We start from the raw sequence: 26,424 nt of genomic DNA on the forward strand, positions 1-26,424 counted from the left end.
ACAATGCACGTCGAGTCCTACAATGTGGGGATGCCCGATGACGTGCTCCTCTTGTGCGGCGCCGGTATCGGCGCCGCACTCGTCATCGTGCTGCTCCTGGCTCGGAGACTTGCGATGGGTTCAAAAGACCTCGGATCCCGCGAAGAACGAGCTACCTACCGCACCCTGCATACTGCACGGAAGGCAGCCGCGGACATCCGAAGATCGGGAGATACGGACCTCGCACGTGCAGCGCGACATGTGCGATCACTACTTGGAGCACGAGCGGTTGCGCTGACCGGACCTAACGGTGAGATCGCGTTCGATGGGCCAGCCGACGGGCTTGCTGAAACAGTGTCGACTATCTCAGAGCAGCTGACGTCAACAGACCGGCATCAGATCTACATTCGGCGGCACGGCGAGCAAGGCGGATTTGGAGCAGTCGGCGCCCCCATCCTGGTCGACGGGGCAGTCTGGGGAGCGGTGATCGCGTTCGACGACCCCGTCCGTGCCCCCTTGGTGCGAGCCGCAGGCGGGGTCGCTGACTGGTTCGCAGGTCAGATCGCGCTCGGGCAACTTGAACGGTCACGATCCGCGCTTGCTGAAGCGGAGCTCCTCGCCCTCCGCGCTCAGATAAGCCCACACTTCATCTATAACGCCCTCACAGCGATCTCCTCCTACATCATCACCGACCCTCCTCGTGCCCGGGAGCTGGTGCTCGAGTTCGCAGATTTCACACGGTACTCGTTCCGGCAACACAGCGAGTTCACGACTCTCGCTGACGAGCTTCGATCCATCCATTCGTATGTCGAGCTGGAACGCGCCCGGTTTGGCGACCGCTTGACCGTTCGCCTGCGAATCGCACCCGAAACATTGACCACGGTGATGCCGTACCTGGCATTGCAGCCGCTCGTAGAGAAYGCAGTGAAACATGGTCTTGAGCCAGGGGCCCACGGCGGACTCCTCACCATCGCGAGCGAGGACCTCGGCGCTCACACCGAGATCACAGTAGAGGACGACGGCGTCGGTATGGATCCCGAGATGGCCCGGGCGCTGCTCAGCGGCGCGGAATCCGATCATGTCGGGCTGCGAAACGTTGACATGAGATTGCGCCGTCTCTACGGCAACGGTGTTGTCGTAGAGACCGCAGAGGGCGCCGGAACCCTCATACGGATTCGAGTGCCACGGTCTCAACCAGATCATGAGACGGGGACCACATGACGGACGTCCTGGTTGCAGACGATGAAGGCCCCGTCCTCGACGAACTGGCATTGCTTCTTCGCGCAGATGAACGCATCGGTCGCATTCGACTTGCACGCACTGGAGCGGAAGCCCTGCGACTGCTGAGCGAAGAGCCAGCCAAGATCGTGTTCCTCGACATCCATATGCCGGGCCTTTCCGGGCTCGACCTCGCCCGGACACTTCAGCAGTTTCACCTGCGGCCGGCGGTCGTGTTCGTTACCGCTGCCGACGATCGCGCGGTCGAAGCATTCGACGTCGCCGCCGTGGACTACCTTCTCAAGCCCGTCCGACCCGAACGACTGCGCGTGGCCGTCGGCCGCGCTATCAGAGCAAGCACGCCAGGCGAAATCGCACAGCCGGACGAGCGGATCCCCGTGACCATCGCAGGTGAAACCCGATTCGTACGTCGCAGCGAAGTGAGGTGGGTCCACGCTCAAGGCGACTACTCACGTCTCTGGACCGCCAACGGCGACTTCCTCGTCCGCACTCCGATCTCCAAACTCGACGACCAATGGTCGTCGTCAGGCTTCATAAGGGTGCATCGTTCGTTTCTGGTTCGATCGGACGCCATCGTCAACGTGCGACTTGGCGGTCCGACCCCGTTCGTGGGGCTGCCAGAGATCGAGATACCTGTCAGCCGGCGTCTTGTCGCCGACGTACGCGAACGGCTCTCCCGACGATGAGAGAGCGCGTGCGGGTCACCGCCGATTCTCCTCGGGAGCTCGAAACTCCTCGGCCCTTGGCTCAGTCGCGGGAGGCTGCGCGCAGTGGGCACTCGATCGCTGAACCTGAGGCAGTGTACGTGTACGGACTGATGAGAGCCCAACTGAAACTCGCGTTTGGGTGCCTTGTCGGATTCCTGGCGACCGCGGGATCCCTTGCCGTACTGCTTACGACAATGTCGGTTTTGAACGAGGTCATCCTGTGGGGCGTACCGCTTTCCTGGCTGCTTCACGCGTTCGGGTTCTACCCGGTCATCTTCGTTTTCGCTCTCATCTATGCGACAGCCGCACGACGGAATGAGCGTCGCTTTCGCGCGTTGAAGGAAAGTGTCGAATGACCAGCCCGTTTGCCCTGCCAGCGGTGGCGCTGGTGCTCGTGATCACGTTGATCCTTGGGTTCGCAGGAGTCAGACTCTCTCGTAGCACGAGCGACTTCTTTGTTGCCTCCCGGAGCGTCCGACCATTCTGGAACGCGTCGGCAATCAGCGGGGAGTACCTGTCCGCGGGGACCTTCCTGGGGTTGTCTGGGCTTGTGCTGCTCTCCGGTTCCGCGGGCTTCTGGTTCCCGATCGGCTACGCGGCCGGATATCTGTTGGTGCTGTTGTTCGTTGGAGCACCACTGCGTCGCTCTGGCGCATATACCATCCCGGACTTCATCGAAGCCCGGGTGGAATCTCGAGGCGCCCGCCAGCTCACCAGCGTCATCGTCGTCATCACCGGATTTCTCTACATCGTTCCGCAACTGCATGGTGCTGCGATCACGCTGAACGTCGCCGCGGGTCTGCCCCTATGGGTGGGTGCGGTTGTCGTGGCCCTCGTGGTCGCTGGCGCTGTCGCTGGAGGAGGCATGCGGGCGATTACCGCGGTCCAAGCGTTCCACTACTGGCTGAAGCTGTTTGCCCTGCTGGTCCCCGCGGTGTTGCTGCTGATAGTGGTCGCTGGGGATCCCTCGCCGCCCGATCCGCACCTGGCTTTCCCTGAAAGCGCGGGTCCGGCAGGGGCCGACCTGTACCGGACTTTGTCGTTGCTGATGGCACTCCTGCTGGGCACGATCGGGTTACCACACGTGCTGGTGCGGTTCTACACCAGTCCGGGAGGGGACTCCGCTCGTCGCGCGACTGTCATCGTCATCGTCCTGATCAGCGCCTTCTATGTGGTGTCCTCGACAATTGGTCTGATCGCACGCATCGCTGTCCCGGACCTGGCTGCCCCCGGTGCGGCAGATACAGCTGTGCTGGCCCTCCCATCGCGACTGCTGCCAGGCGTACTTGGGCAGGTCGTCACCGCACTTGTCGTGGCTGGAGCGTTCGCAGCTTTCCTGGCCACATCATCGGGCCTGGTCGTCGCGCTCGCGGGTGTCGTGAGCCAAGACCTTTTTGGCGGCACGGTCCGATCCTTCCGATTCTCTGCCATCGCGTGTGCGCTGACGCCGTTGCTGTTCTCGTTCCTTACGCTTGGTGGTGGCCTCGTCTCGAGCGTTGGCCTGGTCTTCGTGTTCGCAGCATCCAGCCTCACCCCCGTTCTTCTTCTGGGGGTGTGGTGGCGCAAGCTCACTGCTCGGGGTGCCATCGCGGGCATGGCGGTCGGTGCGATCAGCAGCGCGGGATCCCTGATCGGAGCGAAAGTCGTGCCCAGGAATTCCTGGTGGGCATCGATTCTGGAACAGCCGGCGGCGTGGACCGTCTGTCTTGCCGCTGCCGTCATCGTTGTCGTGTCATTGTGTGACCGTTCGCGTCGACCGAGGCGGGCAGACTGGTTCCTGTCGCGGTTGCATGTGCCTGAGGCGCCAGATGCAAGCTGAACGATGGTTCGCTGTGGTCCGCGCTGATGTTGGCGAGGCCGCGCCTGATGTCTGACTGACATGTTCCGGAGAGCTTAGTTTCGCTCTGCCCAATGTCTCGTCGCGGGTGGTCGCCGGGTGATAAGCGGAGCGCAGCCCGCTCTTGRGCTTGCCCGCGAGTAGGATCTCAGCCGTGAAGGTTTGCCTGCCGAGAGCACGCACCCGTGGCCGCCGTACTCGCTTGCGTGGTCGGCAGGGGGCTCGTCGTGCCCGGCGATCGGTCAGCGCCGCAGAGAGCATGAGGACCAGCACCACGCTGGCGGTCCGACCCTGGGCGGTGATGATCGGCGCCCTCGTCGTTGTGCTGACCTCCGTGCTGGTATCGATGCCGCTCGCTTAGGCGCGAGGACTCGACGGAGCTATCCGGCTTCGCCGTACAGCTCCAACGACTTGGTGAGCGGGCACTTATTCCTGCCCGAACGTTGCGTGTAGCAATCTCATCAGCCGCTTCGACCAGAGTGTCGCCTCCGATAGCCGTCGGGTTTCCGTGCGACCGCGTCTGGGCACATTAGAGCATCCGAGATCGAGCTGCAACCAGTGAAATATCGACTGATATTCCGGATAGCCCGGCTTCGTAATGAATGTCAAAGTATCGCTATCTCTCACAGTGTACGGCTAGCCACAGTCACCCGACGGCACCCGATAGCACGTACACAACTTGAAAGGGCCTTTAGCATGTATGGAACCATTCCCCCCACGTCTGCGGGAGCCGGCGGCGTCCTGGCGATGACCGGCGTCCCGTTCTACCAGATCCTGGGGATCGCGATGATGGGTATCGGCGCGGCTGTAGCTGGACTGCTTCTTATGCGGTCCCAGTGGCGCCGTCGCGCCGACACGGCCTCCTGATGGCTATCACTGCGGTACCGAGGGGAACCAGAGCCTCGGAGCGAGCCGCACGGACCGGGGGAGCCAACAGAACCTTTCGTGTTCTGCTTGGCCTTTCATTCCTCGCCGTTTGCGTGTTCCTGATCCGGTTCCAGGACCAGATTCGCGTCCTTGAAGCTCGCGCGATGGCCAGCATCCTGAAGCCGTTCCTCGGTGACAAGGTCTTCGCCTGGGGTGACCGGTTCATGATCCGCACGGACCCCTCGCACTACCTCGGCCTTCAAATCACCGCCGAATGCACCACGCTTGTGCTCCTCATCCCGCTGCTGGTCTTCTCCGTCGCTGTACTCACCTTCACCAGGGTCACCTGGCCTCGATGGATCGTGGCTCTCGTGATGGGCATGTCGTTGATGATCGTTGTGAACGCTCTGCGGATCGCGATGATCACGGCCGCGACTGTGTGGTGGAAGAACTCCGGCTACGAATGGGCTCACACCTTCGTTGGAACGGTCATCGCCCTCATCGGAATCGTTGGCACCGCCCTACTGATGCTGAGGGTGATGAACTCCAAGCGCGCAATGCGAAACCGGGTGCCAGTAGCGGAGCCTGGGCCGCGACGGATCGGAAACCCGGAGGGCTAGTGCAATGACTCTCCTACTTAGCATCGTATCGACTGCGCTGGTCATCTCCTTCCTCACATACGTGACCCTGATCGTCGTCCCGTTCATGCGCCGAAGCAAGGAAGCTCCCGCGGATCAGTCCAACTTCCAGTGGCACTTCTTCGTTCCATGCAGGGACGAAGAGGCCGTCATCGAGACGACGATGGCGCGCCTGCGCGATCAGTTTCCGCAAGCGCACGTCTGGGTCATCGACGATGACAGTGATGACGAGACAGCCGCACTGGTCAGACGACGTTCGGTAACGGACGACATGGTGCACCTGGTGTCACGGCGCCGTCCGGATGCCCGAACGGGCAAAGGAGCTGCGCTCAACGCGGCGTATCGGATGTTCATGGATTGGCTTCCCGCTGGTTCGGACTTCGCGTCCACCATCATCTGCGTGGTCGACGCGGACGGTGAGATGTCGTCGAACGCACTCGATCAGGCAGCTGGGCGCACGGTCTTCGGCGACCCGCTGGTTGGTGCTGCACAGGTCACAGTTTGGATGAAAAACCGCAACGACAAGTTCGATTCCGCAGGAAACAAGATCTCGCCGTTCTCGCGATATCTGGTGCGGATGCAAGACCTTGAGTTCCGCACAATCATCGCCGGCATGCAGAGCCTGCGGAGCCGAACAAGGACTGTAGGACTCGGCGGAAACGGTCAGTTCACCCGGCTATCCGTGCTTGACGCGATCGACGACATGAAAGGACAGCCCTGGCACGGCTCGCTCCTGGAAGATTACGAGCTCGGAGTTCACGTCCTACTCGCCGGCTACGAGATCCGTCACATCCACGACGCTCACGTCGAGCAGGAAGGACTGGTCGACGTCCGGCGATTCCTGACCCAGCGAACTCGCTGGGCGCAGGGAAACATCCAATGCTCCCGGTACATCACGGACATCCTGCGCTCTCAGCACTTCACACCAGGTGGCGCAATCGAATCCGCCTACTACCTGATGCTCCCGTTCCTCCAGCTGCTGGGCTTCCTGACCTGGACATTCCTTGCAGTGGTCATGGTCAACGCGGTGATCCAATACCCAGGAGGAATCCATGGGTGGGCCTCCGACAACTGGTGGCTGATCTTCGTATATCTCCTCGTAGGAGTCGCCCCCTTCGCCATCTGGGGACCGGTCTACAAGAAGTTCTGTGAACCTCGCGAATCCTGGCTCACCGCCATCGGCTGGGGGCTGGGCGTCTGGATCTACACGTTCTACACGTGGATCACTTCAACGCGAGCGTTCGCCCGCATCTTGCTGGGTCGCGACGGCTGGGCGAAAACACGTCGAAACGACGAATCCAATCAAATGTCACTGGTGGCGAAAGAGGCCTGACGTGCCGCTCATCTGACATCCGCCCGATGATGAGCCATACCACTACAAGCTTTCGTTCCCCGATCGTGGAGCGAATACCGGCGCTCACCCGAACGACCGGAAGAAGCGAGAGATCGCGATCCCTCGCACCTATTCAAGGAGTAACCATGACTACCACCCATACCCGTAAGCGGCGCGGCATCGTCAGCATCCTCGCTATCACAGCCGCTGCAGCTGCACTGACGCTCGGCGGTGCACTCGGTGCAAACGCTGCGACCGGCCACGCCAATTTCGGTGTTCGTAACCTTGTTCTGGTACCAGCGTCTCCCGCGACAGATTTCTCTGCAGTTGGCACCACCGGGACAGTCAAGTGGAATGGGGGCGACGGAACCGCACAGAGCAACGCGGCCATCGTTGTCGGCGACACGACCAGCCGCCAGACGGTGCTTCCCCAGGGCCTTGAGTTCGCGGCTAACGCGTGCGCTGGCTTCACGGCTGGAACCTCGCTCTACAGCGAGACCTGCACCCTGTCGGCTGACCATCGCACGCTCAGCTATACCGCGACGGCTATCGCCAATGGCACCGTGGTGATCGACGCCAACGGGATTGTCGGGAGCTACCCGGTGGTCTCCACTGGGCCGATTAGTGGTGACATCGTGGCGACGTTCACGCCGTGGACTGGGACGACGACCCAGGCGCCCCAGGCGACGCTGCACATTGACACCGTCGGTACGCCGATCCTCAACCCAGCTGTGGCTGGTGGGGTCCTGGCGGCTGGTGCACTCGGAGCTTGTGGCGTTGTCCTCCTGAAGCGTCGCACTCGCGCCGCAGCCTGACCCCCTCCCGGCCATCCACTGATCCCCGGGGATTGCAGCAACGGGACCGTCGCTGCAATCCCCGGGGATCGCCCGGCACTCGCACCGAGAACCACCTTCTTTGTTGCGGATATTCTCCTGAAGACCTCTGTCTCAACGAAAGTCACGACAAATGGTAGCCATCAAACCAATGCACCCCACCACGAAAGCCAAGGGGCGAACTCGATCTAACCGCCGGCGCCATGACGCGATCGCGAGCGCCGCAGGTATGTTCATCTGCGATGCAGGGACGATTGCCTCAAGTGGCTTCCTGCTGTGGGTGTCGGCGGGAACGACGGTCCTCAACGGCAACACGTCAACCCTCACCCTCGCCTTCATTCTCTCTGCGGTTCTCATCACCGGAAGATCCATACTGGGTCGCAGACTGGCCGCAGCGAGCGGAACCCTCGCGCCGGTGCTCGTCGCCGTCGCCAACGCCGTGCTCACGGTCGGAGCTCTGACAGCTGCTTACACGATCACGGGAGAGTACTTCCTCGGCTGGCTCACAGCTCTGGCGGCCGCGCTGGCCGCTGTTTCCGCCATCGTCAGCCTCCTGCTCAGCCTTCTAGGGACAGGCGGGAGCATTTCCCTTCTCTACCTCGTTCCGGCGGCGATCGGCATCGCGGGTTTCATTCCAACGCAGCAGGTGTGGGCCGACAACGGTGTACTCACCGGACTCATCTTGTTCGTCGGCGGATTCATCCTGTGCGGACAGTTCTTCCACCTGATCGTGCAGGTTGCCGCCCCCACACCCGGATCCCGAACGGATGACAACGCCGCAGATTCTGGAGCGCAGCGATGAGTTCCCGCGGAGACATCGCCGTTGTCCTCGGAACGCGTCCGGAGATCATCAAGCTCGCGCCAGTCGTGAACCAACTCGGACCACGAGCCCGAGTGATTCACACAGGGCAGCACTGGGACGATGTCATGTCCGGTCAGTACCTTCGCGAGCAGGGGATCACCGCAGGCGTCGAGACGCTCAGCGGCATCGGCGGCCTCACCCGTGCAGCTCAGATCGCTTCCGGTATTGCGCAGCTCGAAAAGATGCTTCTCGAAGACCGCCCTCGTGCGCTGATCGTTCAAGGCGACACAAACAGCACCTCCATCGGAGCGCAAGTCGGCAACTATCTGGACATCCCGGTCATCCATGTCGAGGCGGGCCTCCGCTCACATGACCGTGGCATGCCTGAGGAGATCAACCGACAGATCGTCGGCGTGCTCGCCGACGTTCACTGCGCCGCTACGTCGTACAACGCAGAGAATCTTCTCAGCGAAGGCGTAGATCGTGAACGCATCTACGTCACTGGGAACACGGTGGTTGAAGCGACGCTCCGGTCGCTGGCCATGCCCGATACGGCACAGGACGTCGAAAAGGGCGACTTCATCCTTGCAACCATCCATCGACCGGAGAACACTGACGCGCCCGAAGCGCTCGAACGAATCCTCATGGCGCTGGCAGCAATGCCGCTCCCCGTACGTTTCGTGGCTCATCCTCGGACGGTCGCAGCGGCCCAGCGCTTCGGTCTTCGGCACTTGCTTGCCCGAGTCCAGCTGCTTGAGTCCGTGTCGCATAGTCACTTTCTGAGCTTGGCCACTCATGCGACCCTTCTCATCTCGGACTCTGGAGGTATCCAGGAGGAAGTCACTGTGCTGAAGAAGCCGCTCCTGGTGGTTCGCCGCTCGACCGAGCGGCCCGAGTCGATCGACGCGGGGTTTTCCACACTGGTGACTCCGGAGATGTCCATTCGCGATGCGGCCGCGACTGTGCTTGCTGACGAGTCATTGCCGGAGAGGCTCGAGGTCACGCCTTCGCCGTATGGTGACGGGTCTGCCGGCTACAGGATTGCGGAGATCGCGATCAGGCTTGCTGAGCAGAAGGAACTGGCGCTCCTCTCAACGACACCACGTTTCGCGACCGCTTGAATACTCGTGTAGTATCTTCGTTGCAGGATGCCGCAAGGCCTCCCGCACCAGCCAACGCCCCGCTCACGCGGGGCGTTGTGTTTTGGGTCGCCAAATGTACTCTCGATCAGTTACAAGGCGTATGTTCTTGACGATCCGCTCCACAGCCCGCTGTGCACGAAGGTCACGCTCTGTGATCGTCATATTCCGATTGAGAAAGTACGTGGCGACATCTGTGGCCTGAAGCAGTCTGCTTTCATTGGACGGCCCGAAGTAGATCGTATCGGCGATATTGTCGAGTGTGCCTGTCGTATATCCGGGCCGCGGCGCCGCCTTGAGATGACGGAGACTGCGACGAGCGCTAGGCGCCATATGGTGCTCGTCCGCCAGGACAAGGCCAAGCTTGTCCTGATCGCCCTGCGCCGGTAGCTGGAAATGCAGTTCTTCGAGCAGATGCGCCAGCGTGAGCAAATGCGCAGGATATGGATTCTCATAACACTCACGGTGGCGAACAAGATCCGTCCCGCGGAAGATGAACCTTGCCGATGATCTCGCGATCACCTTCGATACGAGCTCACATGCCTTCACCCGCCAGGCGGGGGATAGAGACTTCCAGCCAAGCCTGCCATGGAAGATGTCAACGCCGTGGAACTCAGTGTCTACCTTGAATGACGGATGATGCGCGGCGATCAGCCTTGCGATACCGTTCATGCCGTCTTCGATCATCCTCACGGCACTGGCATCAGCGATCAGTGCACCGAAGAAGTAGTAACGGTTGTCTCGAGCGGATTCATCGATGAAGATCAGGCGCACGTTCACGAGCGTATGCGCGGACCATGCCGTCGAGCACGCTTCGTACTACCCAGAATACTGGCCAGCATGCAAGGGACTATCCTCAGGTGATACCGCGCATGAAGTTTCGACGCGTCACCGCGCCGACTGAGTCAGGATGCTCAACTTTCCCCAACGAACCGCTCCTGGGGGTGTCCATGATTCGAGAGAGCAGATTGGCCGGCATCAGCGTTCGAACGCAGCCTGCACCGTCCGCAGTAGAGAACGACCAGCGCTGGACGCGCGGGGAATCCGAGTCGCTGAGCGAGTACACGTATCGGCGGCTAGCCGACGCAATTCTGACGGGCGAGATCCCAGCGGGCCCCCCACTTGATGTAGGGCAGCTCTGTGAAGCCTTTGGAGTCTCGCGTACTCCCGTCCGAGAGGCGCTGATTCGGCTCCAACATCAAGGAATCGTGACGACGCGAGCGAACAGGTATACGCACGTCCACCCGGTAACGCCAGATCAAGCGAAGGTTTCTCTGCGCCTGACTCGCCATCTGGCTGGCAGCGCACTGCGCCTGCTCGTATGGAGCCGCAACCCCCTCATCCGCGAAGACTTCCTCTACGGACTGGAAGACTACGGGAACGCGCTTGAATCCGACGATCCTACGGAGGCGCGAAGGCAGTTCTTTCGATGCTTCGCGGTACTAGCGGAAGCTGCGGAAGGCACAAGCTACGCCACAGTCATGTCGGAGATGGGTTTCGTCCTGGAACGGGACCTGCAGCTTGCGGTGTTCTCAACGGACAAGCTCCCCAGTGCACTCAACCATCTTGCAGACCTCGTCGAAGCGATCGGATCTCGGGAAGCAGCGTCCGCAGAGCGGCACCTGGACTCGCTTCTGGTTGCGACCATCCGCTTCGAATCCGGGAGCGAGCGAGATGCGCACCCGAACGTCACTCGCCTGCATCGTTGACGACGGTCCTTGATATCCAGGCTGAAATACGCGCGTCATGCTCAGGGAGTCTCCTCGTCTCTCAAGTGAAGCAGTAACAGTTGGCTTATCTTGGAGGCACGTCTTGCCCGTTCAGTTTGATGCGACCGCGTACGCAGAGCCTGGAGGCTGGGTCATTCACGCCGTCGACATCGGCCGGCAGATCCGGATTGATGACAAGGCCGACGCTGCATCCGCTGCTCGGCAGCTCTACGCAACCGTGCTGGCTCGCCCCATCGACGAGATACGAGTGGACGTTCGCGTGTATCGCACGACTCTATTCGGCGCGCTCCGCGCGCTAACGCGGCAAGTTCGGCGAAATCTCAGCTGATCAGGTTGTGCAGGCCTATGGCTGCGGCTCACCGAGAAAGGGGGGGGGCTCGGTGAGCCGCAACCGGTGTATTTGCGCCCGCGAGTACGCAATACACCCGCTCGGTCCTCCGGAGAGAAGGCGCTCGAGCTGTCGGGCACGTCGGTACCCGTCCCCTGGGGTCCAACGTGGCAAGGCCGGGGCACGATTGTGCCCTCCCGCACCCAAAAGTGTGAGCCTTGCGAAGACCTTAATTCGTCGTGCCAGAATAATGAAACTCATATGTTGGCGAATATTTCGGCAGGTGCAACGAGGAAGAACGCCGTCAAGGCTGCTATCAGACTGCTCGAGCCTGAGCTCGACAAGGCGAATATGACAAGCAGCGCAATGCAGCAATCACGGCGCTCGCCTCGCCAATCTCCCAGGAGAACGGCACACCAATGATGCCGGCCAACATCGCCGGCTCCGCCACGTGTTCTGGACTTCACTCAGGATGGCCTCAGCAGTACTCGACTACTGCGATGAAGCTACATCGCTCTCGGTCTCGGTCTCGGTCTCGGCTGCGGGGGCGGTTCCGGATGCCTCGCTGCCGAGCGCGCCGTCAGGGCGGATCAGCTCGCGCACCTCGGCCATGAAGCTCGTGAGCTGCTGCTGCTGCCAGCGCAGCTGACGGGCACGGTCATCCGCATCACGGACCACGTTCCCGGTGTGCGCGGTCACCATGTCGACGATCTTCTGCGACTTCGTGCGGGCGCGGTCCAGGGTCTCCCTGGCGCGCACCTGCGCCTCGGCCTCGATCGCGCTCGCCTGGGAGCGCATCAGGCGCTCGTAGTCCTCCGCCTTCGCCGAGATCCGCTCCGCGTGCGCGAGCGACGAGGAGACCTGCTCGTTCGCATCCGCGGTGATCCGCTCCGCGTGCGCGACGGCCTGGTTGTGCAGCACCAGGAACTCCTGCTGCGCATCGTCCTGACGGCGGGTGAGGGACTCCTCCATCTCCAGCACCCTCGCGTTCATCTCCCGCACCTCGCGCTCGGCGGAGACGCGCAGATCCGTCGTCTCCCGGGTGACCATCGCCCGCAGAGCCGCCGCACCCTTCTCCGCCTCGGTGCGGATCGAGTGCGCCTCCTGCTCGGCGTGGTTCACCTTCTCGGCCGCATGCGCGGCCTCGCGCTCGACCTGCGCGGTGTGCGCGGTGAACTCGGTCTCCATCTTCAGGCGCACCTGGTCGGCGTCCCGCTCGGCCTGCGCCGTGATCCGGGCGACATCCGCGTCCAGCTCCGCACGCTTCGCGGCCGCCTCGTCCCGCGCCGCCTCCAGCAGCCGCTCCGCCTGCACCGCGGCGTTCTGGATCAGCACGCTCGCCTGCTCCTCCGCCACCCGCAGCACGGTCTCGAACTGCGAACGGGACGTGGCCTCGTCGATGTCCTCCTGGGATCCGGCGAGCGCCGTGCTCAGCGACTGGATCTGCTGCGCCGACTCGGTGACCTTCGCGTTCGCCGTCGCGAGGTCGGACTCCAAGGTGCACACAAGGGCGTCTTCGTCACCGCAGAATGCTTCAAGGGCTTGCTGATGGTCAGCCCCTAGCAGTTCCAGCTCCGCCTGGTGCAACTCCTGTGCCTGGTCAAGTGAGGAACGGACGCGCCTGAGCTCCGCAGTGAGCGCAGCGACATGCGCGTCCACTTCATCCTTGTCGTATCCGCGGAAACTCATTGCAAATCCTCGAGTCGAGGAAGACAACGAACTGTCCAACAATTGCGCGAAGAGCTCGTCGGCGTCGTTCAGGCCCCCGCCATCAGAAGTCATGATTGTTCCTTCCCGATCGTCGCCGTAGGAGTACCACAAACCCGACCGCCAGCTTGGGCCGAAGGAAAGGTGCGCTTGTTAGGGATCGGCAGGTTGGACGTCGAGCAAGCAGGTGAAAGCAACTTCTCGGACACCAGCACGATTGAACGCGTACGGGTAGCGAATCGCGTTCTACGCCGCTGCCACCGAATGGAACGCGATACCACCCGAATCTCACCCGATATCGAGTGAGTGTCTCCGGCTCGAGCGTTAGAATCCCCGCGACTGTCGTGGAGTTGGTATCACCCGAATCTCACCCACTCAACTCCGCTAGTTATGGATAGCATTTGATACTTGTGCAGTGCGAATTCGTAGTAGGCCGAGCTAATCGGTGCGGACCGGTAAACTTCGGGTGTCCAGCCGCACTCATGTGAGTATGACTCTTCCGCGTCCGTCCCGTCCGCTTCCACACGAGAACTTCCAGCGCTTCGCTCGGCTGGGTTGTCGTTGATGGGCCGCCCCAGGCTTGAGCCCGGACAGCTCGGGAGCGTCTCGTACACGATCCTCGAATCCGGCAGAGTCCGGGCCCGCTGCCTGATCCGGAACGGCGCGGGTGACCCTCTCCACATCTCTGCTGTCGGGCGAACAGCCGCCGAAGCCGACACAGCCCTGCACCGCAAGGCCTCGGTCGCGTGGGGCAGCTTGATCCTGGCCTTCGAGCCGACGATCACGCTCCGTGAGCTTGCCGAGTACTGGCTCGTCGAGGAGCTTGAACCAAGCGATCGCAAACAGTCCACGAAGGAGAACTACGCGAGCATCCTCCGGCTGGCGATCCTTCCGCATCTGGGAGCCTTCCCGATGATCAAGATCACCGCCGGCGTCTGCGATCGCTTCCTCAAGATGCTGCGACGAGATCACGCGAACGGGTATGCCCTGAACGCCCGCGCCGTGCTCGGGCTCCTACTGCGATTCGCCCGCCGTCACGAGGCAATGTCCACGAACCCGCTTGCAGACGCCGATCGGATACCAACCCCGGTGACCACGTTCGTTGACCTCGAGTTCGAGCAGCTGGTCGGGGTCTTCGAGCTCATGCGTCAATGGCGTGGCGCGAATCCAGACCGGCAGGGAGGTGGGCGGCCCAATGTGGAACTGCTCATCGACGTATGCCTCGTCATGCTGGGAACCTCGATGCGAATCGGCGAAGTGCTGGCGCTCCGCAAACAAGACGTCGCCGTGGAGGGCGACGTCACACGAGTCAAAGTTCAGGGCACGATCAGCGAGACGAAGAAGTACGGCATCATCCGGCAGCCGGTACCGAAGCGCGAGCGGCAGATCAGAAGTATCGTCGCGCCACGCTTCGCCGCGAGAGTCCTTCGTCGTCGCGTCGTCGAGTACCAAGAGAACATGGAGGACCTTCTCTTCCCAACACGGCGAGGCGCGCCCCGCTCAACGCACAACATCGGGCGGCTCATGCGCGGGTTCCGCGAGCAGAACGCCGAGCAGCTCGAGGCGCTTGGGATCGATGTCGCTACGTTCTCAACGCGCGCATTCAGGAAGACCGCCGCCACGACGGTGTTCGCCAGCACTGAGATCGAAATGGCTCGCCTCCTGCTTGGCCACGCACGCGCAGAGACCACATACGCGCACTACATCAAGCCGAACCTCGACGTCCCGCGCATCACCGCCGACGTGCTGGACGCGCGCTACCCGTTCGACGAGAGGCTTGAGGTGTGGTCGCCGCGAGGGACGCACGCGGAGGGGCACGATATTTCCCCACACGGCGCGGTGCTCCTGGGCGGTGTTTGTAGGCCGTGCAACTGTGGTCGGCCTGCTAACTAACTAATGGGAAACATGCTCGAGGCGTTGGTTCCCATGAGGGAGACAGCGGCTAGGGCTCATCGTCTCTCGCGGCGGATCAGCCAGTGGCGGACGGTCGATGCACTTTCCCAAACGAACGAGATGCTGGCAATCGATACGAACGCCACATTTCCCCACAAGGAAAGACGATGGCCGACGTTGGCCTGAACGATGAGGCCGAACATAATGAAGGGGCCGACCACAGCCTCTCGGAGAACCAAGATCAGCTGCTTCCAACGGCCGGTTTCGCGCGATCGATCGTTCTGCATAACGCACATTTGCGCGGGATCCCCAAGTGTGGGCACTTACCGGCGCCGCCAACGCCGCCGGCGGGGGTGGCGGCAATCAGAGCCGGGTGGGTCAAGCGGCCATGCACCTAGCCTGCGGTGAACGAGTGCGGCGCGACGTCTTGCCTTTGCTCGCAATGCGATGCCCCACGCAGTCACCGCGACCGATGTCAGAACGATGACACCCGAGGCGATTCCGATGCGCAAGAATGACGATCCAGCGAAAGCGCCAACGATCGGCGCAAGCGGGAGAAGGAGCGTCAGACGGAGGCCGAAGCGGGCGAGGTCGCGACCGCGCGCGTCCATGATCCGGGGAGATTCGTGTTTCATGCCTCCTTACATGCGCGGGCTGCGGCGGTGGCGCCTGAATCTGGTGAGGACGTTCTTCCACCGGGAACGTCTTGGCCAGAATGCGACGCAGAGTGTCACTAGCACCGATGTCCCGAGCGCGACCGCAGTACCGAACATCGCCGACGAGAATCCGAGCTCGGCGTCAGCCTTCTTGCGAGCCGAGGCATCCTCGAAGACCCACGAGAATCCGTCTCCGTTGTAGCTTCCGACGCAGTTCGGTGCACTCGTACAGGTCGTGATCCTTGTGGGTTCAAGGATGAGGCCTCCCAGGTCTCCGTCGACGAGAGTCCAATTGATGGGGAAGCTGAATGTGAACGCAGTTCGCGCGATCACGTGAGCGGAGTTCGTGACCATGACGTCAGGGAACTGGACGCGGCGGAGTGATCCGTCATCGAGTGGCGGATTCACCAACGCGGCATGTGTCTTGACCCAAGCCGCCGAGTCCGCGGCAGACAGCCCGTGGGGCAGCGTTGCGGCTGATCGAAGCTCAAGGCAGTTCGCGCCGATGAGTTGGGCAGTCCCAGACTCACCACCCAACTCCGGTGACGACTTCAAGCGATGGCGGACCGCGTCGGCCGTCCATCGGGCGCTCGTGTCGACCTTCTGCGCTTTGTGGAAGAAGGCGTCTTCGAAGTGCTCGCGCGCGGTCGAGCTCAGCGCGGTTCCTTGCGAAAGCGTCACACTCTGATCCCACATCACCCCGGTCGTCGAGCGGTCGCCACTATCGGCGATGGCCTGAAAGACCGGGACGCATATCCAGTTACCCAGTGACTTGGGCGCAGCAACGACGACGGACGCCGCCTCAGTTGGTGTTCGAAAGTCCCAGCCGGGGTAGGTGAGATCGAGGGTCGCGCTGAACGCCTTGGGTCCGTTCCAACGAGCGGTGCGCTCGGCGACCATCCCCGGATGAACGCCGGCGCCTGTTTCGATCAAGACAGAGAACGAAGGTGGCAGTGGTGCGGGAGCAGTGTCCGGGGGAGTGGCGAACGCGCGGATAGCTGGCACCGACGCGATGAGGAATACGGCCACGACAAGGGCGGCAACCACAGCTTGCTTCAACGGCTCGGACCGTATGCCGGCCTTGTCGCTAGCTACKCGTCTCCTCAGGTGTCGTGTTCGGATTTGCTCAGCGCGAAGGCGAACCGTTCGACTCGCTCGTGTACGGGTCCTGTTGCGGACGGAAGGCGACTGTTTGGTTGCACTCGAGCGATCAGTCACGTGCTTATGGTTCAAGTTCTTCTCCTGAGTCGTTCGGCCGCTGAATCACTGGCTTCCCGCATACGTGCGCGGTGACAGCGTGACATGGTTTGAGTCACGGATCCGAGAGCCCCGGGACGATAGCGCTTCCGCTTCTGGCTGGCATAGGTTTCGAGACATTCKAGACCTGAATTTTCCTCTTGACCTGGCAATATTCGCGAGGGGAGATGTCAAGGTTCGGCGGTGAATGGTGGGCGATCCAGGATTTTGCACCGCGGGTTGCGAGCAGGCGCGGCGGTGCTCGCGAGCGCAGATGTGTCCTTGCTCCCGTATCCCTGCGGAGGAGCCGGGCGGGTCGTGCAGGGGATTGAGGAGCGCGGATTGTGGCTGGCTGGCCACTAAATGGCCAGTTCGGGTGGTTTCGGGGGAGCATCGGCCTTGCTCCTACGTGGCGCTACGGACTGTGGCCGGCCCGGTTGCTCGATGTGGCGGTCGAATCACCGTCCTGCGACGGCGCCTTGCTCTAGCGTTCTCTACGACAACCCTGAGCGACCGAGCCGCAGAGTGAGCCGCCCTTCGAGCTAACTCGAGCGACGTCGCGGCTTCTCATAAGTTTGTTCCTCACTAGAGGTGCTGACTGAAGGAGACCTCAATGACTTGGGATATCGGGCCAGCGTTGACGTTGCTGGGGACCGGAGTCGTGCTGCTTGGGTACTACCTGACGGCTCGATATCAAGATGCCACAGCGATGCGGCACGCGAAGCGCGCTCAAACCTCCCGAGAGCTCCGCAGCCTATTGCTGGAGCGCTACGAGATTGAGCTCGCGGATGATTCAGACCAGTCGTACGAAGCCCAGCTAGCGCGATCGCTCGATGCTCATGTTCTCCGCGATATCCATCGGTACAAGCAGGCGATCCAGAGGAAGGGGAGGACATACAAGTTGCAGATATTCTCCCAAACTGTGGGTTTGCTTGTCCTGCTCTCGCTCGCGGTAACCATGGTGCTGTCGGCGACCTCGGCGGGCGAAATGCCTGTGACCGTGGGCTTGTGGGTGACAGCTGGCCTGTGGATCATGACCGCGGCCGCTCTGATCCTGAGGCGCCGCTGGGGCGCCTACGCGCCGCTCGAGTTTCGACCGGACGAGTGACGCAACAGCATGTGCTGGCCGAGCCTGTGGCAAAGACCGGTACTGGACAAAACTGCGATGCGAGCGTGGCAACGATGGCGGCGCAGTCCATCCAGGGTGCCGACGCGGAGTGAGTGTCAGTAGGGCGGACTTCAATATGCAACATGACGAGCTCCCTCCTTCAGACGATTAGGACGATGTCCGATTTAGCCCGCGAGGCTTCCGACGCGGTGCCACCAGAGATGAGGGTACGAACCCGCCGCGCATTCCTAGTCTCGATGACGACCAGTACCGCACTGTTGCTCGTGCTGCCGCTCCTCTACAGGCTTGCGCCACTACCACTCGCGTTCGCTTCAGCGATCGCTCTTGCCGGAAGCGTGTCTACGACAATGGCTTTCCTGCAACTCCGATACCGACCGGCTTGGGGCCGATTTCCGCATGTCAACGCTCTCCCGCATGCGATGTGGTGCATGTTGTATGTCGCCTATGCAGCAGATGCTCAGTTCGATGGCAAAGGACCACGTGGCTGGGCTCCGCTCGCGGCGGTGTCGGCGGCCATGATCTTGGTCTCGATCACCGCTGAGATGAGGGCATTTCGGCTCTCTCGCCTAGACAAGGCCGACTACGTCAAAGGAACCGAGGTGCAGCGCGGAATCTTGATCGCCTGGATCCCAGTGGCGATCGGCTACATCGCCACTCAACGCCACTGGTGGGATCTCAGCGAGCCCGCGCTGTCCACCGGCCTCAACACATGGCTGGGGGCAATCTCCTTGGTCGGAGCGCTGGCACTGTTCACAACCGGCCAAAGCACCTATGTCGCACTGCGGACCAAGCATCAAGCAGGTCCGAAACATGCTTCGACCGTGCGCCCGAGAGGCCCTCGGTCGAGCCGAGTCCGATTTCGGCCGACTACGTTGAAGGCCATCCGATTGCGATCGGATTCATCGATGCGTCATCGCGATTCTTCCGGATAGTCGCACGGAGCCGTCGCCCGACCAGGACGCAAACTTCATTGCGCCGCGGCCGAAGCTGGATGTCGTCAGGTCGGGGCTACACCCCGCTCTCCGAGAGGAGGGCGGCGTCGTGTGTGCCTCGATCAGCAGGGATCCGCTTGCTGATCGTCACCCACACCACGTTCCAGTCAACGTCCCACGGGTCAGCATGTGCGAGCTTGTCACGCAACCTGATCATCGCGCGGTAGTTCACAGACGGGCGTGCGTCTCGGTACGTCGAGGGGAGCGACTTGGCGACCTCTCCCAACTGGATGAGCGCGCCGAAGGCGGCTTGAGGGAGGTACGTGTCGTCCGAGCAGGCCCTTGAGAGGCGATGCCTTCGATGATGTCGAAGAGCTCATCGATTTGTTGCAGCTGCCTCGCTAGCTTCTGGTCGGCTGGGGCCGTCGACAGCGATTCGATTGGGGCGCTGTTTGTACGGGCGGCGAAACGTTGCGTTCGGGATTCGCGGGGTTGGTCGGTCACAGGGAGACCGCCGCCTGCGCGAGGAGCACGCCGTTCACCGAGTTTGCGGACACGACGGTCATCGGGATCGCGAGGATGGCTTCCAGATCCTCCTCAAGATCCAGAAGGTCCTGCAGGCTGGCATGCCTCTGAGGAGTCACGACCAGGCACAGCTCTTCGGGTGCGCTGGGCCTAACAGCGAGCTTCGGATGGGTGACGTTTCGCTCGAGGCAAGCGATACGAACCTGCTCGCGAGCGTGCTCGGATAGGGAAGCGGTAAAGGTGAAGAGATCCATGGCCACCACATGCGCGGCGTGCAGCCGCGGTGCACCGTGAGCAGCAAGGGAGGGGAGGAGTCCACGACTGTGGCCCGGATGCTCGGTGAGATCAGATCAATAGGGCAGCGTGACTGCTCGATCCAAGTCAGATATCCGGACGCGAGTCAACTGGGACCTCCTTCGCGAGTGATCGAGAGGCAGCCGGATGCCTCCTTTTCGCCGGTTACCGCTGCATCGGACTACAGCGGTGGTCCTTGCGGCAGTCGGCGGCGTTCGCGCCGCGCCGGGCACGAAGGCGGCGTTGTCGCGGTCGTGACCGCGATCATCGAGTCAACACCCGCTGCAGGCGGAGGGGGAGCGATGAGTGTTCTGAGCGATGCCACGGACTTGATGAAGAAGCTGCGCGAGGAGGGCGACCTCATGATGATGGCTTGCGCGAGCATCGCCGCGATCCTCGTAGTCACCGCGATCGACAAGGGAGAACGTCCGACCGCCCTCCTCGGAGGGTTTGCCCAGTTCATCGGTCTCGCCCCGGTAGCTCGGTGGATGACCGTTGACGCTCCAGCATTTCTCGCAGTGAAGTCCCACGAGCTGCAGGTCGTCTGCCTTCTGGTGGCTGTGCTGTGGGTCGGGATCACTGCTGCGATCGTGCTCGGACGAGGCTGGGTAGTCGGCAAATTCGCCGACGAAGCTAGCCACTTCTTTGGATCTCGGGGTGCGGCCACTGTCTGGATTCTGCTTCTTGTCGCTTGTCAGCAGGGGCCGATCATTGGTATCGCTTCTAGTTGGTGGGGGCTGATCATCAGGATCGCAGGCATCGCCATCGCCGTCGCGGCAGGAGGCGGAATCGTCCACCTTGTTCTTCGTCGGTTCGGTCTGGAGGGGATCACACGCTGGCTGATCTTCCTGCCATTGCGAGCAATAGTGCGTTATGCGTGGACGGTTCTGCTGATGGTGTCTATCGTCGTGCTCGCTGCTGCTGTCGTACCCCTTGCCCTGCTCGGATGGTTCTTCGCGGCCCAGCGTCAACGACCGAGGGCTCCGGCGAACGTCGGCGCCTGATCAGGGGCTGCGGCGTAGCCGGGCATCGACGTTCTGATGCTCGCGCGACGACCATCCGGGCCACGCGATGGACCAATGCGCGTGCGCGTGGCGTCAGCCCTGGCAGTGAACTGCTAGTCCCGCTCGATGAGGCAGTCAAGTTGCCTCTCCAAATCCGACTCGGCTTTCGCCCACCAGCTTTGGTATCGATGGCCTCCTGACAGGCCGAAGATGACGGTTCCTGGTGGCGGGTCGGCGTCTTTGGCTGGGATGGCAGCGACCTCGATAAAGGGGATGTCTGGGTAGGTCGATTCGATGTCGGGTGCGGTGGCGACCCATCCTGGCCGGTCGGTCCGTGGGGGACGCAGGACGTCGAGGACGTCTGGCAGGACGGTGCGGATGAGGTTGTCGAGGTCCTTGCCGTGGCTGCCGCCTTCGAAGACCACCATGGAGATTCCGCTCTTGGCTCGCATGGGGAACAGCCCCGGGTACTTGTCTCGGCGTTCTTCTAGGAGCTGGCGGAGGTTCTGTTTGAACGCGTGGCTTCCGCCGGCTTCAGACAGTACGCCGAGGTCGAAGACGTATGGCGCGGTTCTCAGTCGGTCGCGCAGCAGGCTCCAAACGTATTGCCCCTGCACAGGGAGCAACGTGAAGAGCGCGGAGAAGAGCGCATCCGCCACACGCTGCTCATACGCCTGGTTCTGGTAGTCGAGTTGGCGCCCCACCCGGGTGACTTCTTGTAGGTCGGGAGGGTGGCTTGCTTGCAACCGTTCCCGATACTCGACGAGGTCTCTGCGCGAACCAGGGTAGGTCGCAGCATAAGGGTTCCAGAACTTGTAGTCGTCATCATCGTCTATCGGGTCCATGGAGTACGGCAGCTCGGAAAGGGCCCGCATGGCGGCCAACACGTTGGCGCGTGTTCGCGCTTGGACGTACAGCGTTGGGAGCCGAGTCGTCGCCTCGGCTGCATCGGCCCATGGATCAGCGTCGCTTGAGGGCATGCTCCAGCCGATATCAGCAACTGTCGAATCAGAGCGAGGGCTTCGTGTGTCCGATGGGTAGTTGTCCGCTTCTGCCTTGGGGTCTCGCCGGTCCGCATGCGCGAACAACAACTTCACTTGGCGATCGTCGCGGTAGACATGGCCGTTGAGCTCATCGAGAAGCCACTTGCAGATCGTGTCAACACGAGGTGCGCTCGTTAGATCGCCATGCAACGCGATATCCACAGCGATCGCTGCGCGAGGCTTCGGCCATCGAGCTCGCGGGTACAGGTACGAATACTTGTCAGATGACGCGAACGCCGCCTCGAGTTTCGCGCGGGCGCGGGCTTTGACCGCCCTCATCGTTCGCTTGCTCGGAGGTTCCAAGTCTGCGCTGACGAAAAGTGAAGTCATGCGCCGGTAACGCTGAGAGGCATGCAGTCCACGAGGCGTGGACCAGTAGCGATCGTCCATCGTGTTCTCCCTCCGAGGTTCGAACGCTCTGCCGCTAGACGGACGAGTAGCAAAGGGCACTTCGACTGCTGGATAGCGTCCATCTAACCTGGACCGTCAGGCGCTCAATCTGAACGAGTACCGCGCTTCTCTGGGAATTTAGGGCCCTTGCCGTACTTCACTGCGATGCCGCGGCGCTGCTCCGAGATTCGAACCAGGATCTCGCGGCCGACCAGATCACGGAGGATGTTGCGCCCCTCGTAGACGTCGACGTCGAAAAGGCGTTGGATCGTGCCGTTGTTGATGTGCCCGTACTCGCGAATGTGAGCAATGACTTTGCGATCGCTGTCGGACCTGGAGCGAACTTGGTATGAAAGTGCGCTCCCCAGCGACGCGATGGCGGAGCTTCTCAGCCTGTACTCGGGGTGAGCTCGTCGGACCGTGCGGGCTGTCGGCTCAATCGTTGCTTCATCACCTTCGGAAAGGCGCCGCAGTACTCTCTCCGTCGAATTGACGTCGCGCTGAACTTGAGGCGCGAGAGAAGACGCGGATACGGTGCGCTTGCGCAAGAGAGCGAAGACCGTGATGAGCGCGTCCGTGTCCCCCTGCTCTTGTTCCGGAAGGCTTGCGATGAACCTTGCGACGCGCGTGTTCGCGGAGCCTCCTTGAAGCTGAACCACTGTCTCCGGCTCAGCTCCGTCCGTGACGGTCAACAACGGCACGTCGCGACCGTTCTTGATCATCTCGCGGTACATCCTGTCAACGCCCTGACCCCACTTCTCTGCCAGGCCGAGGGATCGCATGGCTTCTGCGAGTATCGGGAATCGGGGTTTCGGCGGGTGGGTGAGGACGTTATCGGGGGTGACGCCCGTCACGAGCGGTCCGGGGGAGCGCACGATCAGTTGATCGCTGCTGTGCTCGACGTAGATTGGCCTGTGCTCGCGATGGTCGCCGTGCATGAATGCGTTAGCGATGGCTTCACGGACTGCGGCTTGCGGGTAATCCTCGATGAGTAGCTGCTGGCCGTTGGTTAGATTCACCGGCACTGTGTTGGTGCGGGCCTCGATCGCTTGGACCAGTTCGAGGTACGCCGCCAGGAGAGGACCTGTCCAACGACGTCCGGTCCGCACTTCACCACCCTGTGTGTCCCGATACTGGTAGTTGACAACTTCACGTTCGTTGTCGGGGCCGATCAGCAGCAACGCGCCGGCGTTGTTGAGAACGTCGCCGTCGCCGACCAAGCCCAGTGCGCGGATGAGGTCGTCCGAGGACGACCGACTCAGCGCCTGGATGGTGTCCGAACGTGCGGTGCGGGCGAGGTCTGAGAGAACTGCGAGGGTCCTTGGAGCAATGTCGGCAAGCGAATACGTTGAAGGTTCTGAACTCCAGTCGTTCCCTCGTCGCTCGTCGTGAAGACGGCTGATCTGCGCTCCTGTCATGGGGAGGCACTGGTCCTGAAAGCGTAGCGTCGGAACCCGCTTGCGAGACACGTAGACGTCGAGCCCCTCGCGAACGTCGATCACGAGGAGGCGCACGCCGTTGTAGTTGGTTTCCTCGACCGAGACATCCAAGGAGGGCTCGGTGACCTCGAAGATCTTCCGCCGTACTCGTGAAGGTTCGAGGGTGGTTCCGGGGAAGGCGTCGGGTCCCTTGACCCTGTCGCGAACACCTACGATGACGGTGCCGCCGCGGCCGTTCGCGAAGCATGCAGCGGCGTCAGCCAAGTCGTTCATCGTGTCCATGGCGGAGTCTTGTTGCTTCTTGAACTCGAGAGCGTCGCTTTCGACATCGTCGGCAACGCCGTCGCCGCTCCAGATCGTTTCGAGGGCGACAGTGAGCGTGGGGCTTTGTACCGACTTTGACACAAGTGCAACAGTTGCACATGAGTCAAACAAGTGTCAAACAAGTACAGGGTCTAAGCGAATCAATTCGGATACGCGTTGTGCGTCCCGAGCGTCTCCACACGTCCGGCGGCGTTGCTGTCCGAGGTGACTGCCAGTATCGGGTCGTGAACTCGTTCCCAGCTGAAGAGCCAGCTGAGCTCGCGGAGGCTGAGGCTATCCGCTGGCGGCTGGCGCTCCTCAAGCACTTCTACGACCTCTACTGCCGGTTGGAGCACAAGTCCCCGACGCCCGTTCGCAGCTTGCGGCTGACGATGCCGCAACCGGATGGCTGAGGACCAGCCACTTGCTCCGCTCGTATCTCAACCTCGCCGCCGACAACGCCAGGGCGCTGCTCGCGATGCTCGTCGTCGACGACAAGCTTGAGGTGCCGCTTCATGCGCACTACCCGCTGATCCGTTCCGTGGTCGAGGGAGCCGGGATGGCAAATGGGTGTTATCCCCAGACGATCACAGGGATCGGGTGCACCGAACGCTGATGGCACCGTTCTCTGAGGAAGCCCAGGATGTGAGGCTATACGCCGCCCAGAGGGCCGAGATAGTGCTCCACACCCGGCTGCGGAGGACGCGATGCGGGCAGCAGATCAAGATGAGGCGCGCAAGCACGAACAGCTCGTCGCTGAGATCCGCCGCTGCAGCGACGAACAACAGATCAGCTGGGGCACAGTGAGCGGCGGCGCTCCAGGAACGGAGAAGATTCTGCGACGTGTCGGCCAGGCAGGCGACGTCCCAGGGGAGTACACGGCGTCCGTATGGAAGGTGCTCAGTGGCTTATCGCATCCAGTGCGAGCAGATCCATCCGTCACTCTCACCTCGAGGAGCTCGGTAAGTCGCGCAATGGAGCCATCCCGGTACGTGTCACCGCATCCCTGACGCAAACGCATCAAGGGCTGCTGATCGCTCAGGGGCTCTTCACCGACGCCGTGATCTTGTTCCAGCGAAGGATGCTCGCGCCGCACCGGACGACGTGACCCGCCCCGGCGCGTTGCGTGAGCTGGATCCCGACGCGGGGAGCTGGACTCTCTCGCGGGCCCAATCCGATCTCCGATGAACGCTGAGGCTTCTTGCTTCGGACACTGGTTCGCTGGTCCGGTCATGATCAAGCACACCGGGCCGGGTCGAACCCTCGGTCGTTGGGTTATGAGCCCACTCTCTTGCGTTCGGGTGACCGCGTCGATCTCGGCTAGGTCCGCCAGAGGTGGCTCCTGGAACCGAAACGGGGAAGTTGACCAGGCTCTGCGATCGATCTGCGGACGCCTGGTTGGCTTGTGACCGAGCAGAGTCCTCTGGCGTCCGCGGTTACCTGACGTCGTAGTCGCCTCGCTCGATCGCGTCGGCGACACGCTGGGCTGAGTCGATGTACTCTTCCGCCGACTCGAGCGTGATATCGCCGACGCCATGAGCTGCGGCGTTGCGTAGCCTGCTCAAATCGTCAACTGAGTGCTTAGTGCCGTTGGGAAGGTTGCTCCGGCGAAGCTCCTGAATGGGGGAGTGGCGCCATGGAATGTCTGCTCGCTCCAGATAATCGCGAACTGCTCGCTCGACGGCGAGGAACGCGTTGTTAGTCTCTACGGCACCTTCAACCGCGGTTGAATGTGCCCAAGGCCGCGGCCGCGTGAAAGATGCCCCAGCGTCGCGGGCTGCTCCGCAGCCGACTTGGTCTTGCCCGAGGCGCGATAAGGACAGGCGCCTTCGAAGCCCGGGCGGGACGAGTCTCGAGCCGGATGTGCGAAACTCCGGTGCGCCATTGGTCCAGAATGACAGCGTGAGCTTCGACGTCTATCTCCAGGACTTCTTGGACGAGCATCCGGACCGCAGCGAATCGGTCGGGCAGTGCATCATTGCGCCGTTGCTCGACGCGCGCGGCCAGAACATTACCGCGGATGGCTCAGCGGCCGTGCACGGCGCGGGCGACGTGCCTCTGAACGGCTTGATGTTCAACCACATCGACGGTGAGCTTGCTTGGGACGTAGTCGTCCAGGCTGCGGTCGAGGGCGAATGGGTGATCATGCCGATCGGAGGATCGGTGTGCGTTGTCAGGAAGGAAGATGTCGACACGCTGCCGGAAGAGCTCCACACGGTTGGCGTTGTCCATGTGCGCTCGGGTGCTGAGCTTCGACGCGCCGTTACGACTGGCGGTGTTTGAGGAACGACACTATCTGGCACGGACAGGCGCACTCTACCGTGTGAGCTTTCGATGCCGCTTCTCTCGGAAAGACTCGAGTCGCCTTCTCGCCGCCGCTTGGGGGCGGTTGATGACCACAAGTCCGGAGAGGACGCGCGGTACATCGAATCCTTGAGCCT

General features: G+C 62.1%; 22 protein-coding genes and 1 pseudogene. 15 read left to right on the forward strand and 8 right to left on the reverse strand.

Annotation, left to right across the window (positions count from 1 at the left end; all coding sequences use genetic code 11):
- Positions 1–30: 30 nt before the first annotated feature.
- From AC1DG4_RS16035 to wecB, 8 genes are all read left to right on the forward strand, one after another.
- Positions 31–1,200 (forward strand): sensor histidine kinase, encoded by a 1,170-nt coding sequence (locus AC1DG4_RS16035; RefSeq protein WP_477420282.1) that lies wholly within the window; start codon positions 31–33, stop codon positions 1,198–1,200.
- A complete protein-coding gene (locus tag AC1DG4_RS16040; protein WP_477420284.1) occupies positions 1,197–1,904 on the forward strand; it encodes a LytR/AlgR family response regulator transcription factor in 708 nt (235 codons plus the stop codon). Before AC1DG4_RS16035 ends, AC1DG4_RS16040 begins: the two co-directional genes overlap by 4 nt.
- Before the next feature lie 373 nt (positions 1,905–2,277).
- Positions 2,278–3,744 (forward strand): sodium/solute symporter, encoded by a 1,467-nt coding sequence (locus tag AC1DG4_RS16045; RefSeq protein WP_477420286.1) that lies wholly within the window; start codon positions 2,278–2,280, stop codon positions 3,742–3,744.
- Positions 3,745–4,793: 1,049 nt separating this feature from the next.
- Complete coding sequence (locus tag AC1DG4_RS16050; RefSeq protein WP_477420288.1) at positions 4,794–5,249, forward strand: exosortase/archaeosortase family protein; 456 nt, start codon at positions 4,794–4,796, stop codon at positions 5,247–5,249.
- 61 nt (positions 5,250–5,310) lie between these two features.
- The gene (locus tag AC1DG4_RS16055) at positions 5,311–6,600 is read left to right on the forward strand and encodes a glycosyltransferase (protein WP_477420290.1); all 1,290 of its coding nucleotides are present in this window, start codon (positions 5,311–5,313) and stop codon (positions 6,598–6,600) included.
- Between the two features lie 146 nt (positions 6,601–6,746).
- Complete coding sequence (locus AC1DG4_RS16060) at positions 6,747–7,415, forward strand: hypothetical protein (protein ID WP_477420292.1); 669 nt, start codon at positions 6,747–6,749, stop codon at positions 7,413–7,415.
- A 151-nt stretch (positions 7,416–7,566) separates the two neighbouring features.
- Positions 7,567–8,235 (forward strand): hypothetical protein, encoded by a 669-nt coding sequence (locus AC1DG4_RS16065; protein WP_477420294.1) that lies wholly within the window; start codon positions 7,567–7,569, stop codon positions 8,233–8,235.
- A complete protein-coding gene (gene wecB, locus AC1DG4_RS16070; protein ID WP_477420296.1) occupies positions 8,232–9,356 on the forward strand; it encodes a non-hydrolyzing UDP-N-acetylglucosamine 2-epimerase in 1,125 nt (374 codons plus the stop codon). Before AC1DG4_RS16065 ends, wecB begins: the two co-directional genes overlap by 4 nt.
- 63 nt (positions 9,357–9,419) lie before the next feature.
- Here wecB and AC1DG4_RS16075 read toward each other — a convergent pair whose 3' ends face one another.
- Positions 9,420–10,148: a DUF3800 domain-containing protein gene (locus tag AC1DG4_RS16075; RefSeq protein WP_477420298.1), complete on the reverse strand. Its 729-nt coding sequence runs from the start codon at positions 10,146–10,148 to the stop codon at positions 9,420–9,422.
- 176 nt (positions 10,149–10,324) lie between these two features.
- On the opposite strand from AC1DG4_RS16075, the gene AC1DG4_RS16080 reads away from it, so the two are divergent.
- Positions 10,325–11,083 carry a GntR family transcriptional regulator gene (locus AC1DG4_RS16080; protein WP_477420300.1) on the forward strand — a complete coding sequence of 253 codons (759 nt, stop codon included), beginning with the start codon at positions 10,325–10,327 and terminating at the stop codon, positions 11,081–11,083.
- 841 nt (positions 11,084–11,924) lie between these two features.
- On the opposite strand, the gene AC1DG4_RS16085 is transcribed toward AC1DG4_RS16080, so the two are convergent.
- The gene (locus AC1DG4_RS16085) at positions 11,925–12,938 is read right to left on the reverse strand and encodes a cell division initiation protein (RefSeq protein ID WP_477420302.1); all 1,014 of its coding nucleotides are present in this window, start codon (positions 12,936–12,938) and stop codon (positions 11,925–11,927) included.
- A gap of 765 nt (positions 12,939–13,703) precedes the next feature.
- Here AC1DG4_RS16085 and AC1DG4_RS16090 point away from each other — a divergent pair.
- Positions 13,704–15,032: a tyrosine-type recombinase/integrase gene (locus AC1DG4_RS16090; protein ID WP_477420304.1), complete on the forward strand. Its 1,329-nt coding sequence runs from the start codon at positions 13,704–13,706 to the stop codon at positions 15,030–15,032.
- Positions 15,033–15,088: 56 nt separating this feature from the next.
- Here the strand turns inward: AC1DG4_RS16090 and AC1DG4_RS16095 are convergent, their stop codons facing one another.
- Together AC1DG4_RS16095 and AC1DG4_RS16100 are read right to left on the reverse strand one after the other, a co-directional pair.
- Positions 15,089–15,319: a hypothetical protein gene (locus AC1DG4_RS16095; protein ID WP_477420306.1), complete on the reverse strand. Its 231-nt coding sequence runs from the start codon at positions 15,317–15,319 to the stop codon at positions 15,089–15,091.
- 354 nt (positions 15,320–15,673) lie between these two features.
- Positions 15,674–16,735 (reverse strand): hypothetical protein, encoded by a 1,062-nt coding sequence (locus AC1DG4_RS16100; RefSeq protein ID WP_477420308.1) that lies wholly within the window; start codon positions 16,733–16,735, stop codon positions 15,674–15,676.
- 802 nt (positions 16,736–17,537) lie between these two features.
- Between AC1DG4_RS16100 and AC1DG4_RS16105 the strand changes: the two genes are divergently transcribed.
- Together AC1DG4_RS16105 and AC1DG4_RS16110 are read left to right on the forward strand one after the other, a co-directional pair.
- Positions 17,538–18,032 carry a hypothetical protein gene (locus tag AC1DG4_RS16105; protein WP_477420310.1) on the forward strand — a complete coding sequence of 165 codons (495 nt, stop codon included), beginning with the start codon at positions 17,538–17,540 and terminating at the stop codon, positions 18,030–18,032.
- Positions 18,033–18,289: 257 nt separating this feature from the next.
- Entirely contained in the window at positions 18,290–18,985 is a 696-nt protein-coding gene (locus AC1DG4_RS16110; protein WP_477420312.1) for a hypothetical protein, read from the forward strand.
- 76 nt (positions 18,986–19,061) lie between these two features.
- On the opposite strand, the pseudogene AC1DG4_RS16115 reads toward AC1DG4_RS16110, so the two are convergent.
- Together AC1DG4_RS16115 and AC1DG4_RS16120 are read right to left on the reverse strand one after the other, a co-directional pair.
- Positions 19,062–19,292: pseudogene (locus tag AC1DG4_RS16115) on the reverse strand (HepT-like ribonuclease domain-containing protein); the annotation flags it as partial.
- Between the two features lie 193 nt (positions 19,293–19,485).
- Positions 19,486–19,764, reverse strand: a complete 279-nt coding sequence (locus AC1DG4_RS16120) for a hypothetical protein (RefSeq protein ID WP_477420314.1) — start codon at positions 19,762–19,764, stop codon at positions 19,486–19,488.
- A gap of 342 nt (positions 19,765–20,106) precedes the next feature.
- Here AC1DG4_RS16120 and AC1DG4_RS16125 point away from each other — a divergent pair, with 342 nt between their 5' ends.
- A complete protein-coding gene (locus AC1DG4_RS16125; RefSeq protein WP_477420316.1) occupies positions 20,107–20,808 on the forward strand; it encodes a hypothetical protein in 702 nt (233 codons plus the stop codon).
- A gap of 113 nt (positions 20,809–20,921) precedes the next feature.
- Here AC1DG4_RS16125 and AC1DG4_RS16130 read toward each other — a convergent pair whose 3' ends face one another.
- Positions 20,922–22,241, reverse strand: coding sequence for a RusA family crossover junction endodeoxyribonuclease (locus tag AC1DG4_RS16130; protein WP_477420318.1), 1,320 nt, complete (start codon positions 22,239–22,241; stop codon positions 20,922–20,924).
- A gap of 104 nt (positions 22,242–22,345) precedes the next feature.
- Positions 22,346–24,085: an ATP-binding protein gene (locus tag AC1DG4_RS16135; protein WP_477420320.1), complete on the reverse strand. Its 1,740-nt coding sequence runs from the start codon at positions 24,083–24,085 to the stop codon at positions 22,346–22,348.
- A 322-nt stretch (positions 24,086–24,407) separates the two neighbouring features.
- Here AC1DG4_RS16135 and AC1DG4_RS16140 point away from each other — a divergent pair, with 322 nt between their 5' ends.
- Both AC1DG4_RS16140 and AC1DG4_RS16145 read left to right on the forward strand, forming a co-directional pair.
- Positions 24,408–24,599 (forward strand): hypothetical protein, encoded by a 192-nt coding sequence (locus tag AC1DG4_RS16140; RefSeq protein ID WP_477420322.1) that lies wholly within the window; start codon positions 24,408–24,410, stop codon positions 24,597–24,599.
- Positions 24,600–25,885: 1,286 nt separating this feature from the next.
- Positions 25,886–26,266: a hypothetical protein gene (locus AC1DG4_RS16145; RefSeq protein ID WP_477420324.1), complete on the forward strand. Its 381-nt coding sequence runs from the start codon at positions 25,886–25,888 to the stop codon at positions 26,264–26,266.
- Positions 26,267–26,424: the final 158 nt, after the last annotated feature.

Source organism: Microbacterium sp. 05N427 (assembly GCF_056397105.1).

Coding starts and splice junctions, on each gene's coding strand:
- AC1DG4_RS16065 (WP_477420294.1), top strand. CDS start 7,567: ATGGTAGCCATCAAACCAATGCACCCCACCACGAAAGCCAAGGGGCGA.
- AC1DG4_RS16110 (WP_477420312.1), top strand. CDS start 18,290: ATGACGACCAGTACCGCACTGTTGCTCGTGCTGCCGCTCCTCTACAGG.
- AC1DG4_RS16090 (WP_477420304.1), top strand. CDS start 13,704: ATGGGCCGCCCCAGGCTTGAGCCCGGACAGCTCGGGAGCGTCTCGTAC.
- AC1DG4_RS16120 (WP_477420314.1), bottom strand. CDS start 19,764: ATGGATCTCTTCACCTTTACCGCTTCCCTATCCGAGCACGCTCGCGAG.
- AC1DG4_RS16060 (WP_477420292.1), top strand. CDS start 6,747: ATGACTACCACCCATACCCGTAAGCGGCGCGGCATCGTCAGCATCCTC.
- AC1DG4_RS16045 (WP_477420286.1), top strand. CDS start 2,278: ATGACCAGCCCGTTTGCCCTGCCAGCGGTGGCGCTGGTGCTCGTGATC.
- AC1DG4_RS16040 (WP_477420284.1), top strand. CDS start 1,197: ATGACGGACGTCCTGGTTGCAGACGATGAAGGCCCCGTCCTCGACGAA.
- wecB (WP_477420296.1), top strand. CDS start 8,232: ATGAGTTCCCGCGGAGACATCGCCGTTGTCCTCGGAACGCGTCCGGAG.
- AC1DG4_RS16080 (WP_477420300.1), top strand. CDS start 10,325: ATGATTCGAGAGAGCAGATTGGCCGGCATCAGCGTTCGAACGCAGCCT.
- AC1DG4_RS16095 (WP_477420306.1), bottom strand. CDS start 15,319: ATGCAGAACGATCGATCGCGCGAAACCGGCCGTTGGAAGCAGCTGATC.
- AC1DG4_RS16125 (WP_477420316.1), top strand. CDS start 20,107: ATGAGTGTTCTGAGCGATGCCACGGACTTGATGAAGAAGCTGCGCGAG.
- AC1DG4_RS16050 (WP_477420288.1), top strand. CDS start 4,794: ATGGCCAGCATCCTGAAGCCGTTCCTCGGTGACAAGGTCTTCGCCTGG.
- AC1DG4_RS16105 (WP_477420310.1), top strand. CDS start 17,538: ATGACTTGGGATATCGGGCCAGCGTTGACGTTGCTGGGGACCGGAGTC.
- AC1DG4_RS16130 (WP_477420318.1), bottom strand. CDS start 22,241: ATGGACGATCGCTACTGGTCCACGCCTCGTGGACTGCATGCCTCTCAG.